This is a genomic window from Rhodococcus sp. Leaf233 (assembly GCF_001426165.1).
GTDB classification, from domain to species: domain Bacteria; phylum Actinomycetota; class Actinomycetes; order Mycobacteriales; family Mycobacteriaceae; genus Rhodococcoides; species Rhodococcoides fascians.
This window is the reverse complement of the sequence record NZ_LMRO01000013.1, coordinates 240006-253719: the sequence shown is the minus strand read 5'-3', so window position 1 is coordinate 253719 and position 13714 is coordinate 240006. Positions and strand designations below refer to the sequence as shown.

Annotated in this window: 11 protein-coding genes; 4 read left to right on the top strand and 7 right to left on the bottom strand. The window is 64.7% G+C overall.

What is annotated here, in order from left to right; genetic code table 11:
- Window positions 1-125: 125 nt before the first annotated feature.
- Both dop and arc read right to left on the bottom strand, forming a co-directional pair.
- Window positions 126-1625 (bottom strand): depupylase/deamidase Dop, encoded by a 1500-nt coding sequence (dop, locus tag ASH04_RS23910; protein ID WP_027497085.1) that lies wholly within the window; start codon window positions 1623-1625, stop codon window positions 126-128.
- An 81-nt stretch (window positions 1626-1706) separates the two neighbouring features.
- On the bottom strand, window positions 1707-3470 hold the full coding sequence (gene arc, locus ASH04_RS23905; RefSeq protein ID WP_032365854.1) for a proteasome ATPase: 1764 nt from the start codon (window positions 3468-3470) through the stop codon (window positions 1707-1709).
- 184 nt (window positions 3471-3654) lie between these two features.
- On the opposite strand from arc, the gene ASH04_RS23900 reads away from it, so the two are divergent.
- The gene (locus tag ASH04_RS23900; protein ID WP_057474717.1) at window positions 3655-4140 is read left to right on the top strand and encodes a hypothetical protein; all 486 of its coding nucleotides are present in this window, start codon (window positions 3655-3657) and stop codon (window positions 4138-4140) included.
- A 22-nt stretch (window positions 4141-4162) separates the two neighbouring features.
- On the opposite strand, the gene ASH04_RS23895 is transcribed toward ASH04_RS23900, so the two are convergent.
- A complete protein-coding gene (locus tag ASH04_RS23895; RefSeq protein WP_045841903.1) occupies window positions 4163-4978 on the bottom strand; it encodes a tRNA (adenine-N1)-methyltransferase in 816 nt (271 codons plus the stop codon).
- Between the two features lie 357 nt (window positions 4979-5335).
- Here ASH04_RS23895 and ASH04_RS23890 point away from each other — a divergent pair, with 357 nt between their 5' ends.
- Window positions 5336-6232 (top strand): RecB family exonuclease, encoded by an 897-nt coding sequence (locus ASH04_RS23890; RefSeq protein WP_371828014.1) that lies wholly within the window; start codon window positions 5336-5338, stop codon window positions 6230-6232.
- Window positions 6229-7041 carry a thioesterase family protein gene (locus tag ASH04_RS23885; RefSeq protein ID WP_048318456.1) on the top strand — a complete coding sequence of 271 codons (813 nt, stop codon included), beginning with the start codon at window positions 6229-6231 and terminating at the stop codon, window positions 7039-7041. The genes ASH04_RS23890 and ASH04_RS23885 overlap by 4 nt, the downstream gene beginning before the upstream one ends.
- A gap of 33 nt (window positions 7042-7074) precedes the next feature.
- On the opposite strand, the gene hisG is transcribed toward ASH04_RS23885, so the two are convergent.
- The 4 genes from hisG to metH are packed head-to-tail and all read right to left on the bottom strand — an operon-like array spanning window position 7075 to window position 12528.
- Complete coding sequence (gene hisG / locus ASH04_RS23880; RefSeq protein ID WP_048318520.1) at window positions 7075-7926, bottom strand: ATP phosphoribosyltransferase; 852 nt, start codon at window positions 7924-7926, stop codon at window positions 7075-7077.
- 48 nt (window positions 7927-7974) lie between these two features.
- Window positions 7975-8238 carry a phosphoribosyl-ATP diphosphatase gene (locus ASH04_RS23875; protein WP_027497080.1) on the bottom strand — a complete coding sequence of 88 codons (264 nt, stop codon included), beginning with the start codon at window positions 8236-8238 and terminating at the stop codon, window positions 7975-7977.
- 59 nt (window positions 8239-8297) lie between these two features.
- Window positions 8298-8966 carry an HAD family hydrolase gene (locus tag ASH04_RS23870; protein WP_032365803.1) on the bottom strand — a complete coding sequence of 223 codons (669 nt, stop codon included), beginning with the start codon at window positions 8964-8966 and terminating at the stop codon, window positions 8298-8300.
- The gene (gene metH, locus ASH04_RS23865) at window positions 8959-12528 is read right to left on the bottom strand and encodes a methionine synthase (protein ID WP_057474716.1); all 3570 of its coding nucleotides are present in this window, start codon (window positions 12526-12528) and stop codon (window positions 8959-8961) included. The genes ASH04_RS23870 and metH overlap by 8 nt, the downstream gene beginning before the upstream one ends.
- 104 nt (window positions 12529-12632) lie before the next feature.
- On the opposite strand from metH, the gene ASH04_RS23860 reads away from it, so the two are divergent.
- Window positions 12633-13613, top strand: a complete 981-nt coding sequence (locus ASH04_RS23860; RefSeq protein ID WP_228139408.1) for a PAC2 family protein — start codon at window positions 12633-12635, stop codon at window positions 13611-13613.
- Window positions 13614-13714: the final 101 nt, after the last annotated feature.

Here is a 13714-nt window from a genome sequence, read left to right as displayed (position 1 = left end):
CGGCGTGGATGTGCAAGTGCTACCGAACGTTCCGCCGAAAGTGCACGGACCTTTACCCTACCGACAGTCCGACCTCGCCGGTTGGCAAGACACCGCCGAACGACCCATTCGAATGCCATGGACGATCAGGTGGTGAGCTGGTCGACCAGTTCCGCTGCACTGTCCACGGACTCCAGCAGGGCACCGACGTGGGATTTCGTTCCCCGCAACGGCTCGAGCGTCGGAATCCGTACCAACGAATCGCCACCGAGATCGAAGATGACCGAGTCCCAGCTCGCCGCGGCGATGTCGGCACCGAATTTGCGCAGGCATTCGCCGCGGAAGTAGGCCCTCGTGTCGTCGGGCGGTGTGCCGACCGCATCGAGAACTTGCTGCTCGGTGACGAGACGATCCATCGAACCGCGGGCGACCAACCTGTTGTAGAGCCCCTTGTCGAGGCGAACATCGGAATACTGCAGGTCCACCAGGTGCAGCCGCGGAGCGGACCAGCCGAGGCCCTCACGCTGTCGGAACCCTTCGAGCAGTCGCAATTTCGCCGGCCAGTCCAGCAGATGCGCGCACTCCATGGGATCGCGCTCGAGCAGGTCCAGCACCATCGCCCACTTGTCGAGCACGTCCAGTGCTCGTGCGTCGTCGCTGCCCTCGGCAGCCACGAACTTCGCCGCCCGCTGGTGGTAGATCCGCTGCAGCGCAAGGCCCGTCAGTTCGCGGCCGTCGGCGAGTGCCACGGCCTTGCGCAGGGTGGGATCGTGGCTGATCTGATGGACAGCCGTGACCGGCCTGGCCAGCTGCAGATCCGACAGGTCGACGCCCGCCTCGATGAGGTCGAGCACGAGGGCCGTGGTTCCCACCTTGAGGTAGGTCGACATCTCCGCCAGGTTGGCGTCGCCGATGATGCAGTGCAGACGTCGGTACTTGTCTGCGTCTGCGTGCGGTTCGTCCCGGGTGTTGATGATGCCGCGCTTGAGGGTGGTCTCCAGTCCGACCTCCACCTCGATGTAGTCCGCTCGCTGCGAGAGCTGGAACCCGGCCTCGTCGCCCGACTGGCCGATACCGACTCGCCCGGAGCCGGTGATGACTTGCCTGGAGGCGAAGAACGGCGAGAGCCCCGCGATCACCGCCGAGAACGGTGTCTCACGCGACATCAGATAGTTCTCGTGCGTGCCGTACGACGCGCCCTTGCCGTCGACGTTGTTCTTGTACAGCTGCAGGCGCGGAGCCCCTGGGACGCTCGACGCGTGCCGTGCGGCCGCTTCCATGACGCGTTCGCCTGCCTTGTCCCAGATCACCGCGTCCAGTGGGTCCCGCACCTCCGGGGCCGAGTACTCGGGGTGTGCGTGATCGACGTACAGGCGGGCACCGTTGGTGAGAATCATGTTCGCCGCACCGATCTCGTCGGCATCGATGACCGGAGCCGGTCCGCTGAACCGTCCGAGATCGAAGCCTCGTGCATCGCGCAGCGGTGATTCCACCTCGTAGTCCCAGCGGGTGCGCTTGGCGCGGGGCACTCCTGCGGCTGCCGCGTACGCCAACACCGCCTGGGTGGACGTCAGGATCGGGTTGGCGGTGGGTTCGGTCGGTGAAGAAATGCCGTACTCGACCTCGATACCGATGATGCGCTGCATAAGTCGAGCCTAGACGGCCGACGGATGCAGTTCGGGGCGCGCCCTGTGCGGACGCGCCCCGAAAACTGCCCAGCGGTGGATCTACAGGTACTGACCGGTATTGGCCTCGGTGTCGATCGCCCGGCTCGCGCTGGCGTTCTTGCCGGTGACCAACGTGCGAATGTAGACGATTCGCTCGCCCTTCTTGCCCGAGATCCGAGCCCAGTCGTCCGGATTCGTGGTGTTCGGCAGATCTTCGTTCTCCGCGAACTCGTCGACGATGGAATCGAAAAGGTGCTGAATCCGCAGTCCGGCGTTTCCGGTTTCGAGAACCGACTTGATGGCGTACTTCTTTGCCCGGTCGACGATGTTCTGGATCATGGCCCCGGAGTTGAAGTCCTTGAAATACAGAACTTCCTTGTCCCCGTTGGCGTAGGTGACCTCGAGGAACCGATTGTCGTCACTCTCGGCGTACATGCGCTCGACGACGCGATCGATCATGCCCCGGATGCACGCCGCGCGATCGCCGCCGAACTCGGCGACGTCGTCGGCGTTGACCGGAAGCGAATCGGTCAGGTACTTCGAGAAGATGTCCTGTGCCGATTCGGCGTCGGGACGCTCGATCTTGATCTTCACGTCGAGTCGGCCGGGTCGCAGGATCGCCGGGTCGATCATGTCCTCGCGATTGGACGCACCGATCACGATGACGTTCTCTAGGCCTTCGACACCGTCGATCTCGGCGAGCAGCTGCGGAACGACCGTCGTCTCCACGTCGGACGAGACGCCGGAGCCGCGGGTACGGAAGATCGAGTCCATCTCGTCGAAGAACACGATGACCGGGGTGCCCTCGGACGCCTTCTCTCGTGCCCTCTGAAAGATCATGCGGATGTGACGCTCGGTCTCACCGACGAACTTGTTGAGCAGCTCGGGGCCCTTGATGTTGAGGAAGAACGACTTCGCCTCCCGCGCATCCTGGCCACGTGCCTCGGCGATCTTCTTGGCCAGCGAGTTGGCAACGGCCTTGGCGATCAACGTCTTTCCACACCCGGGAGGGCCGTACAGCAGCACGCCCTTCGGCGGACGCAGTGAGTACTCTCGGAACAGATCCTTGTGCAGGAACGGCAGCTCTACGGCGTCCCGAATCTGCTCGATCTGTCGCCCGAGACCGCCGATGTCCTCGTATCCGACGTCCGGAACCTCCTCGAGGACGAGATCCTCCACCTCGGCCTTGGGAACTCGCTCGAACGCGTAGCCGGCCTTGGTGTCGACCAGCAGCGAATCCCCGGGACGGAGCTTCCGTGACGGCTCGTCCGGGTCGACCGGTCCGTCGTCGTTGACCATGTCGATCAACGGTTTGGCCAGCCAGACCACCCGTTCCTCGTCGGCATGTCCGACGACGAGAGCGCGCGATCCATCCCCCAGAAGCTCTCGGAGAGTGCTGATCTCGCCGACCTGATCGAAGGTGCAGGCCTCGACGATGGTCAACGCCTCGTTCAACCGCACGGTCTGTCCCGGAGCGAGCGTGTCGGCCTCGATGTTGGGTGAGCACGTCAGCCGCATCTTCCGACCGGACGTGAACACGTCGACTGTGCCGTCCTCGAACACGCTCAGCAGGACGCCGTATCCGCTCGGCGGTTGACCGAGACGGTCCACCTCCTCGCGCAGCGCGATGAGCTGTTGTCGGGCCTCCTTGAGAGTGTCGAGCAACTTCGTGTTGCGCAGCGACAAGGAATCGACCCGGCCCTCGAGCTCGCGTACCTGCTCGGGGGACTCCCCCAGTTGGCGCCGTAGCGACGCGACTTCGGCTCGCACGGCGTCCAGTTCGGCTCTGGCCGCGGCCACATCCGGATTGTCTGTTGAGCTCATGAGCGACTCCTCCCAGTGACGATCTATCAACGCTACCGGCAGCGGCGCGGAGATGCGGACCGACACCTCGAACGGGGTCGGCATCCACTCTGCTCGGCGGCCCCGAAAGGCCATCCCAGTTCATGTTAGCCTCACCTGACCAAACGATCGACAGACGACGAAATCAGGGGCCTCACCAGTGAAAATGCGTATTCTCTCGGCAAGCGTCGCAGTAGCCGCGGTGGCTCTGGTGGGTGCAGGATGCAGTTCGAGCGATGAATCCGATCACGCCGATCACAATTCCGCGTCGACCAGCGACTCCATGCCGACGACCACCGCCGGGCCGGCTGTCACAGCACCTACCGTCGCCGAGCTGCAGACCTCGCTGCAGCAGCTGGTCGCACCGGACGTGGACGCCGCGACCAAGGCTGCGGCAGTCGAGAACGGTCAGGCGCGCCTGACGAACCTGGAGACGATGACCGCCGCACTGGCGAACTACGGAGCGATCACCTTCGAGGTGTCGGAGCCGACCGTCGCCGGCGAGACGTCCACCGCGGACGTCGCCATCGCCACCCCACGCGGGACCGCGGCTCCGGCACCGCAGACCTGGGTAATGATCGATGGCATCTGGAAGCTGTCGGACGCCAGCACGTGCCAGATCCTGGCCATGGGCCAGGCACCCTGCGTCTGAGTCGACAGCCGAGCCTGCAGCGTCAGCCCTTACCGGAACGACGCTGCGGTTTCGGGGTCACGGTGCCCTCGGCGAGGCGTCGAACGCTGACGAGGAATGCCGTGTGACCCTGCATGCGGTGCTCGGGGCGAACTGCGAGACCCACCACGTGCCAGCCGCGAACCATCGACTCCCACGATCGAGGTTCGGTCCAGCACTCCTGTGCGCGCAGCGCCTCGACGACCTTGGACAGCTGCGTCACCGTGGCCACGTAGACCAGCAGCACCCCACCGGGGACGAGGGCCTTGGACACCGCGGGCAACGCGTCCCACGGCGCGAGCATGTCCAGAACCACCCGATCGACCTGCTCACCCGGACGATCGACACCGAACTGGTCGACGTCTGCCACGGTCAGGTGCCAGTTCGACGGGCGCTCGCCGAAGAACGTCTCGACGTTCTTCACGGCATAGTCGGCGTGGTCCTGCCGGATCTCGTAGGAGATGACCGTTCCTGCTGTACCGACTGCACGCAGCAGTGAGCACGTCAGAGCGCCGGATCCTGCACCGGCCTCGAGCACCCGTGCGCCGGGGAACATGTCACCCTCGTGCACGATCTGCGCCGCGTCCTTGGGGTAGATCACCTGGGCGCCGCGGGGCATCGAGAGCACGTAGTCGGTCAGCAGCGGCCGCAGCGCGAGGTAGGGGGTGCCGTTGACGGAGGTGACGACGCTGCCCTCGTCGGCACCGAGCAGTTTGTCGTGAGTGATGCCGCCGCGGTGAGTATGGAATTCCTTACCGGCTTCCAGTACCACCGTGTAGTGACGACCCTTGCCGTCGGTGAGCTGAACTCGATCGCCCACTCGAAACGGCCCACTGCGGGCGGGACCGGTCTCCGCCGGTGCGTCTGCAGCTGTTGCGTCGGCAGCTGGAGTGGCCTCCGCGCCGGACGTGACATTCGGGTCGAGTTCGATCTCGTCGGTCGTGGCAGTGACCACGTCGTCCGCACTGGGCAGCGATGCGTCGACCGTGGCGTCGGCCTCGAATCCGTCGGTCGACGCGGATGTGGAATCACCGGAGGACACAGCGGACCTGCTTTCGTTGCGATGTGACGCTCGGCCTCGATCGGCGGGCGTCGGGGGACGACTCGACGTGCCAGACTACGGCCTTCACCGAAGATGTCGGACCAGCGGCATAGTCTCGCAGTCGTGAGTATTTCCGTGTCGAGCCCCATCGACTTACCTCTTCTCGATGTCGGTGACAGCGCCGACGTACCGCGTTCGAGGTCCGGCAACCGCAGTACCCCGGCTCTGTCTCCTTCTCGCGCAGGTGATTTCAAGCAGTGCCCACTGTTGTATCGCTTCCGTGCCGTGGACCGGCTTCCCGAGGTCTCCACCGAGGCACAGGTGAAGGGAACTGTGGTGCATGCCGCACTCGAGGCCCTGTACGCACTCCCTGCCCGCGATCGAGTGCCCACCACAGCCCGCGACCTGGTGGACCCGGCCTGGGATCGGGTCGTGGCCGAGTCACCCGACATCGCGTCGCTGGTTCCGGCGGACGACCGTCCGGCGTTTCTCGACCGGGCTCGTGCCCTGGTGGACGGGTACTACGAACTCGAAGATCCCACGCACTTCGATCCCGAGTCCTGCGAACAGCGCGTCGAGATCGCGTTGGACGACGGAACGCCGCTGCGCGGATTCATCGACCGGATCGACGTCGCACCCAACGGAATGATTCGCGTCGTCGATTACAAGACCGGACGTGCGCCGCGTGAGTTCACCGAATCCAAGGCTCTGTTCCAGATGAAATTCTATGCGCTGATGATCATGCGCATGCGCGGAGTCGTTCCCGCGCAACTGAAGTTGATGTACCTCGCCGACAAGCAGGAGCTGACGTACGCCCCGGACGAGGGTGAGCTGCTGCGCTTCGAGCGCATGCTCTCGGCCATCTGGAAGGCGATTCTGGCGGCCGGTGAGACCGGCGACTTCCGCGCCAAGAAAGGCGCACTGTGCAAGTGGTGCGATCACCGGGCACTGTGCCCCGAGTTCGGCGGCACTCCCCCGCCGTACCCCGGTTGGCCGCAGGCGGCTGCGGAGCAGGAGGAGACGGAGCTGTGACGAGTCCGGACGCCTTCTTCGTTCCTGCCGGTGTCGACGACAGCGGTTACGAGATCGTCACCGCCACCGAGCACACCGTCAGCCTGTGGGCACCGACGATGCAGCACGGCGCTCCGCCGTCCGCGTTGTTGGTCCGCGCACTCGAGCGGGTCGACGCCAGACCCGATACTCGAATCAGCCGGGTGGTCGTCGACATTCTCGGACCGGTTCCTGTGTCGGACATCACGATTCGCGCATGGACGGCGCGGCCGGGCGCAAATGTCGAACTCGTCGTCGCCGAACTCTGGGCTCGAGGATCAGCGGGGCCGGCGCGAGCGGTGGCGCGGGGCAGCGCATGGCGTATGCGTACCGAGCCCACCGACGACGTCGTGCACGTGGGCGATCCGGTGATGCGACCGGTGAGCGCCGGCGTCGACAGCACCTTCGGCGGACTCTGGACCTCCGGATACCTCGACGCGGTCGAGTTCAAGTTCCTCACCGAGCTCGGCGCAGCGGGGCCCGGTGAAGTGTGGGCGAAGCCGACTCCCGTTCTGGTGCAGGGTGAGTCGATGACGCCACTCGAACGGCTGTTCTCGATTGCCGACATCGCCAACGGTGTGGGTGCGAAATTGCCGATCGAGCAGTGGACGTTCCTGAACACCGATCTGACGGTGCACGTCTTCCGTGAACCCCAGGGCGACTGGATCGGAGTGTCGGCCGAGACGTCGACGGGTCCGGACGGCATCGCCATGTGCGCAGGCACCCTCAGTGACGAACGGGGGCCGGTCGGGCGCATCGCGCAAACAGTGCTGGTTCGCCGACGCGCGTGATCGTGGCGGAACGACGGGCGTTCCGCCACGCACTCAGAACGCTCGGCAGGACCTGATGTCGGAGGCGAGAATGGCTTTCGCGCCCAGTTCCGCGAGCTCGTCCATCACGTTGTTGTGGACCTTGCGAGAGACCATGGCGCGCACGGCAACCCAGTTGTCGTCGACCATCGGTGCGAGCGTAGGTGATTCGATGCCGGGGGTGATCTTGACGGCTTCGTCGAGGATCGCCTTGGGGCAGTCGTAGTCGAGCATCAGGTACTGCTGAGCGAAGACGACGCCCTGTACGCGAGCGATCAACTGCTTGCGTGCGGAGTCGGTGCCCGGCGTGCCGGCGCGCTCGATGAGAACACCCTCGGAATCGCACAATGACTCGCCGAACGCGACGAGATTGTTCTGACGCAGTGAGCGACCCGACTCGACCACGTCCGCGATGGCGTCGGCGACACCGAGTTGAATGGAAATCTCCACGGCCCCGTCGAGACGGATCACCGTGGCCTCCAAGCCGCGCTCGGCCAGGTCCTTACGCACGAGATTGGGGTACGAGGTGGCGATGCGCAGTCCGCCCAAGTCCTCGGGTGCCCATTCCTTGCCCGCGGGTGCCGCGTAGCGGAACGTCGATCGGCCGAATCCGAGCGCCAGGCGCTCTTCGACCGCTGCCCCGGAATCGAGAGCCAGGTCTCGTCCGGTGATGCCCAGATCGAGCTGGCCCGACCCGACGTAGATGGCAATGTCCTTGGGACGGAGAAAGAAGAATTCGACCCCGTTGGCCGGGTCGAGGACGGTCAGATCCTTGGAGTCGCTCCGACGCCGGTAGCCGGCCTCGCTGAGGATCTCGGCGGCGGATTCGGACAACGCGCCCTTGTTGGGTACGGCTACACGCAGCATGGAGTTTTCCTTCATCGGTGAGTTCACAGGAGACGTTCGGGCCTTGCCTCACAGATGTCGGTAGACGTCCTCGAGCTCGATTCCCCTACCCACCATCATGACCTGAACCCAGTACAGCAGCTGCGAAATTTCTTCGGCGAGTGCAGCGTCGCTCTCGTGTTCGGCGGCGATCCACACCTCGCCGGCCTCTTCGAGGACCTTCTTTCCCTGGAAATGAACACCTGCGTCCAACGCAGCGACGGTGCCCGAGCCCTCGGGGCGGGTCTTCGCGCGGTCGGTGAGCTCGGCGAACAGGGAATCGAAAGTCTTCACGGATTCGTATTCTTTCACGTCGGTATCCAGCGGAATCAATTCGGTCGAGATTCGAGGAGTCAGGCCGCCCAGGCCCGCCGGACGTCGTCGGCGGTCAGTCCGACCAGACCGTCGCGGATGGTGTATCCCGGCGCTGCCGGAACAGCCACCTCAGACGGGACGACCAGTACCGGGCAGCCTGCAGTATGTGCGGACAGGGAGCCTGTCGGAGAATCCTCCACTGCAAGGCAGGCACCGACGTCGACGCCGAGCAGCGCGGCACCCCGCAGGTACGGCGCCGGGTGCGGTTTCCCGAACTCGACCTCGTCGCCGCTGACGGTGATGTCGAAGTAGTCGCGCCCGAGTGTCTCCAGTGCACGCTCGACGAGCCCACGTTCGGTGTTGGTGACCAATCCGGTCGCCAGGCCCATGTCGCGTACGAGTGCAAGAGCATCCTTGGCACCGGGCCGCCACGGAATGCCTTCGGCGAACATGTCGCCGACGCGCGTGGTCAACCACTCGCGGCCCTCGGCCAGGTTGTCGTCGGTGACCGCAACCGACGCATTGGCGAGCACTTTGCGCAAGGCGTCTCGCATCGAATTGCCGAGGGTGCTCTCGCGTACTTCCGCGCTGAGTTCGGTTCCCAGTGTGCGGGAGTACTCACCGATGGCCACGTCCCAGATCTTCTCCGAGTCGAGCAGTGTGCCGTCCATGTCCCACAGGACACCGTGCAGGTGGGTTCTAGACATTGAAGTACTTGGCCTCCGGGTGGTGAAGTACGAACGCATCGGTCGACTGTTCGGGGTGCAGCTGCAGTTCCTCGGAGAGCTTGACGCCGATTCGCTCAGGTTCGAGGAGTGCGGCGAGCTTGATCCGGTCCTCGAGATCGGGGCATGCCCCGTAGCCGAACGAGTAACGAGCTCCGCGGTATTCGAGTTTGAAGTACCCCTCGGCCTCGGTGGGATCCTCCGCGGCGACCGATTTGCCGTCGGACAGTTTCAGTTCCTCGCGCACTCGACGATGCCAGTATTCGGCGAGAGCCTCGGTCAGCTGAACTCCGATCCCGTGTACCTCGAGGTAGTCGCGGTACGCGTCGGCTGCGAACAATTCGTTCGCGAAGTCCGCGATGGGCTGCCCCATGGTGACCAGGTTCATCGGCAGCACGTCGACTTGCCCGGATTCCCTTGCCGCAGTGCGTGATCGGACGAAGTCCGCGATGCAGAGGAAGCGGTCGCGGTGCTGACGTGGGAAGGTGAACCGAAAGCGTTCGGGCGCATCGGGTTCGGGCTCGGTGAGTACGACGACGTCGTCGCCCTCCGAAACGGCCGGGAAGTATCCGTACACCAAAGCGGCGTGCGCGAGAATGCCGTCCGTGCTGAGCCGATCCAGCCAATACCGAAGGCGCGGTTTGCCTTCCGACTCCACCAGATCCTCGTAAGTGGCACCCTCACCCTTGCGGGCTCCTCGTAGGCCCCACTGCCCCAGGAACAGTGCACGTTCGTCGAGCAGCCCCGAATAATCGGCCAGGGATACGCCTCGGACGATGCGGGTGCCCCAGAACGGTGGTACCGGAATGTCGATGTCCGCAGCGACGTCGGATCGCTCGGGTACCACGACCGGAGCCTCGGCGGCCTTGCGCTTCTCCGCGATGCGCTTGGACCTCTCGTGACGTTCCTTGCGCTCGGCGGCCTTCGCCTTCGCTTCGAGTGCCTCCGGACTGTCGGGGGCCGGACCGCCACCGCGCTTGGTGGTCATGATGGTGTCCATCAAACGCAGGCCCTCGAACGCGTCCCGCGCATAGTGCACGTCGCCTTCGTACACGTCCTGCAGATCGTTCTCGACGTATGACCGCGTCAACGCAGCTCCGCCGAGAAGCACCGGAAATTGCTCCGCCACGCCGCGGGAGTTGAGCTCGATCAGGTTGTCCTTCATGACCACCGTCGACTTCACCAGTAGCCCGGACATGCCGATCACGTCTGCGCGTTTGTCCAACGCGGCTTCGAGAATGGTCGAAATCGGCTGCTTGATACCGAGATTGACAACTTCGTAGCCGTTGTTGCTCAGGATGATGTCGACGAGGTTCTTGCCGATGTCGTGCACGTCGCCCTTGACGGTGCCGAGCACGATGCGACCCTTGCCGTCGTCGTCCGTCGCTTCCATGTGTGGCTCCAAGTACGCCACGGCAGCCTTCATGACCTCGGCGGACGCCAGCACGAACGGCAACTGCATCTGGCCGGAACCGAACAGCTCGCCGACGGTCTTCATGCCCGACAGCAACGTCTCGTTGATGATCTCGAGAGGCGGCTTCTCGGCCATCGCGGCGTCGAGATCTGTGTCGAGGCCGTTGCGTTCGCCGTCGACGATGCGGCGTTCGAGCCGCTCGAACAACGGCAGCCGACCCAGTTCCTCGGCGCGCGATTCCCGGGCCGATGCTGCCGAGACGCCCTCGAACAGCTGCATGAGCTTCTGCAGCGGGTCGTAGCCTTCGCGGCGTCGGTCGTACACCAGATCCAGAGCGGTCTCGCGTTGCTCGTCGGGAATCTTGTTCATCGGCAGGATCTTCGACGCGTGCACGATGGCGGTGTCGAGGCCGGCCTGTGTGCACTCGTGCAGAAAGACCGAGTTGAGCACCTGTCGGGCAGCAGGGTTGAGGCCGAACGAGATGTTCGACAACCCGAGGGTGGTGTGCACCTTCGGATACTTCTCCTTGAGCTGGCGGATGGCCTCGATGGTCTCGATGCCGTCGCGTCGAACCTCTTCCTGGCCGGTGGAGATCGGGAAGGTGAGGGTGTCGACGATGATGTCCTCGTGGCGCAGGCCCCAGTTCTCGATGATGTCGGTGATCAGGCGATCGGCGACACGCACCTTCCATTCGGCAGTACGCGCCTGCCCCTCCTCGTCGATGGTCAGAGCGACCACGGCGGCACCGTGTTCCTTCACCAAACGCATGATCTTCTGGAACCGCGAGTCGGGACCGTCGCCGTCCTCGTAGTTGACCGAGTTGACGGCGCTACGTCCACCGAGGTGCTCGAGGCCGGCTTCGAGCACGGCCGGTTCTGTGGAATCGAGCATGATCGGCAGCGTCGACGCAGTCGCCAATCTGCTGGCGAGTGCCGCCATGTCGGCGGCACCGTCGCGGCCGACGTAGTCGACGTTGAGGTCCAACATGTGCGCGCCGTCGCGGGTCTGATCCTTGGCGATGTCGAGGCACTTCTCGTAGTCCTCGGCGAGCATCGCGTCACGAAATGCCTTGGAGCCGTTGGAGTTGGTGCGCTCGCCGATCATCAGGATGCTGGCGTCCTGCTCGAACGGCACGGCGGTGTAGAGCGAGGAGACGCCCGGCTCCGGGGCCGGCTTCCGTTCCAGCTTCGTCGCCCCGTGCACCATGTCGGCAACCTGACGAATGTGCTCGGGGGTGGTGCCGCAGCATCCGCCGACGAGTGCCAGCCCGTACTCGCGGACGAAACCGCTCAGAGCGTCGGCCAATTCGGGGGCGGTCAGTGGATATTCGGCACCCTTCGCGCCCAACGTGGGCAGTCCGGCATTGGGCATCACCGATACCGGAAGACGGGAATGCTTCGACAGGTGGCGCAGGTGTTCGCTCATCTCGGCGGGGCCGGTGGCGCAGTTCAGTCCGATCATGTCGATGCCCAGCGGTTCGAGCGCAGTGAGGGCTGCACCGATCTCGCTGCCGACCAGCATTGCGCCCGTCGTCTCGACCGTCACATGGGTGATGATCGGGATTCGGACGCCGAGCTTGTCCATGGCGTGCTGGCTACCGATGATCGCGGCCTTGACCTGCAGCAGGTCCTGGCACGTCTCGACCAGAATGGCGTCGGCACCGCCGTCGATCATTCCGAGCGCAGCCTCGGTGTACGCATCGCGCAGCCGTGCGAACGGGGCGTGGCCGAGTGTGGGGAGCTTGGTTCCGGGGCCCATGGAACCCAGGACGTACCGATCCATCCCGTCGCGGCCGGGTCCCATTTCGTCCGCAGTCTCGCGGGCGAGCCGGGTGCCTTTCTCGGCCAACTCGCGGATTCGATCCTCGATGTCGTAATCGGCCAGGTTGGGCAGGTTGCATCCGAACGTGTTCGTTTCCACGGCGTCTGCGCCGGCCGCGAAGTACTCGCGATGAATCTCGCGCAGCACGTCGGGCCTGGTGTGGTTCAGAATCTCGTTGCATCCCTCGAGGCCGAGAAAGTCGTCGAGAGTGAGGTCGGCGTCCTGGAGCATCGTGCCCATTGCTCCGTCGCCGATGACAACGCGACGTGAAATCGCATCGAGCAGACCGGGCTTGTGTTGATCGGGCATCACTACAGAGTAGTGGGCACCACAGTTACCTCGAGTCGTAGGCTGTCGTGGTGAGTCCCCGAAACCTCGATGATCAGTCCCTGCCCGACGACGGTACCGACAAAATGGACAAATCAGGTGCCGACGCGGACATCCCCTTGGACGCCGCGCTGATCGAGGCCGTGCAGGATGCTGTGGCGAACGCCACAGACGCCGACGCCGACTACGACGAGGACGATCTGGACGACGACATTCCCGAGCTGCGCTCCCCCATCCTGGTGGCTGCTTTCGAGGGCTGGAACGACGCAGGCGATGCGGCGAGCGGCGCGGTCGAACATCTGGAGCTGATCTGGGACGCCAGCCCACTGGCCGAGCTGGACTCCGAGGACTACTACGACTACCAGGTCAATCGGCCGACCGTTCGTCAGGTCGACGGGGTCACCCGCGAGATCGAGTGGCCGTCGACTCGATTGTCGGTGTGTTCACCGCCCGGCAGCGACCGTGACGTGGTCTTGTTGCGCGGTATCGAGCCCAACATGCGGTGGCGCAGCTTCTGCGACGACCTGCTCGAGTTCGTCGAGCAGCTGGGCGTCGAAACCGTCGTCATTCTCGGCGCGCTACTGGCGGACACCCCGCACACCAGGCCCGTCCCGGTCACTGGCACTGCCTACAGCACCGAGTCTGCGGAGCAGTTCAACCTCGAGCAGACCCGCTACGAGGGCCCCACCGGTATCACCGGCGTTCTGCAGGACGAATGTGTCAAGGCAGGGGTGCCGGCCGTGTCGTTCTGGGCTGCTGTCCCCCATTACGTGTCGCAGCCACCGAATCCGAAGGCCACCGTGGCGTTGCTGCAGCGGGTCGAAGACGTACTCGACATCGAGGTGCCGCTCGGCGAGCTGCCCACGCAGGCCGAGGAGTGGGAGGAGGCGGTCAACGAGATGACCAAAGAGGACGAGGAGATCAGCGAGTACGTGCGCAGCCTCGAGGAGCGTGGTGACGCCGAGGTGGACATGTCCGATGCGATCGCCAAGATCGACGGCGACGCCATCGCCGCCGAGTTCGAGAAGTACCTCCGGCGGCGCGGCCCGGGCAACTTCGGGCTCTGACCCGAACGCACACGAGGAGCCGGGAGCCGGTGAGGTCTTTCTGATGCCGACGTAACGTCACCGCAGCGGTGGCGTCACCCCGACACCGGAGCCTCGTGGGT

Bases quoted from the DNA above. Each gene is read 5' to 3' on its own strand.
- dop (WP_027497085.1), bottom strand. From the start codon at position 1,625: ATGCAGCGCATCATCGGTATCGAGGTCGAGTACGGCATTTCTTCACCG.
- ASH04_RS23870 (WP_032365803.1), bottom strand. From the start codon at position 8,966: ATGTCTAGAACCCACCTGCACGGTGTCCTGTGGGACATGGACGGCACA.
- ASH04_RS23860 (WP_228139408.1), top strand. From the start codon at position 12,633: ATGGACAAATCAGGTGCCGACGCGGACATCCCCTTGGACGCCGCGCTG.
- metH (WP_057474716.1), bottom strand. From the start codon at position 12,528: ATGCCCGATCAACACAAGCCCGGTCTGCTCGATGCGATTTCACGTCGC.
- arc (WP_032365854.1), bottom strand. From the start codon at position 3,470: ATGAGCTCAACAGACAATCCGGATGTGGCCGCGGCCAGAGCCGAACTG.
- ASH04_RS23900 (WP_057474717.1), top strand. From the start codon at position 3,655: ATGCGTATTCTCTCGGCAAGCGTCGCAGTAGCCGCGGTGGCTCTGGTG.
- hisG (WP_048318520.1), bottom strand. From the start codon at position 7,926: ATGCTGCGTGTAGCCGTACCCAACAAGGGCGCGTTGTCCGAATCCGCC.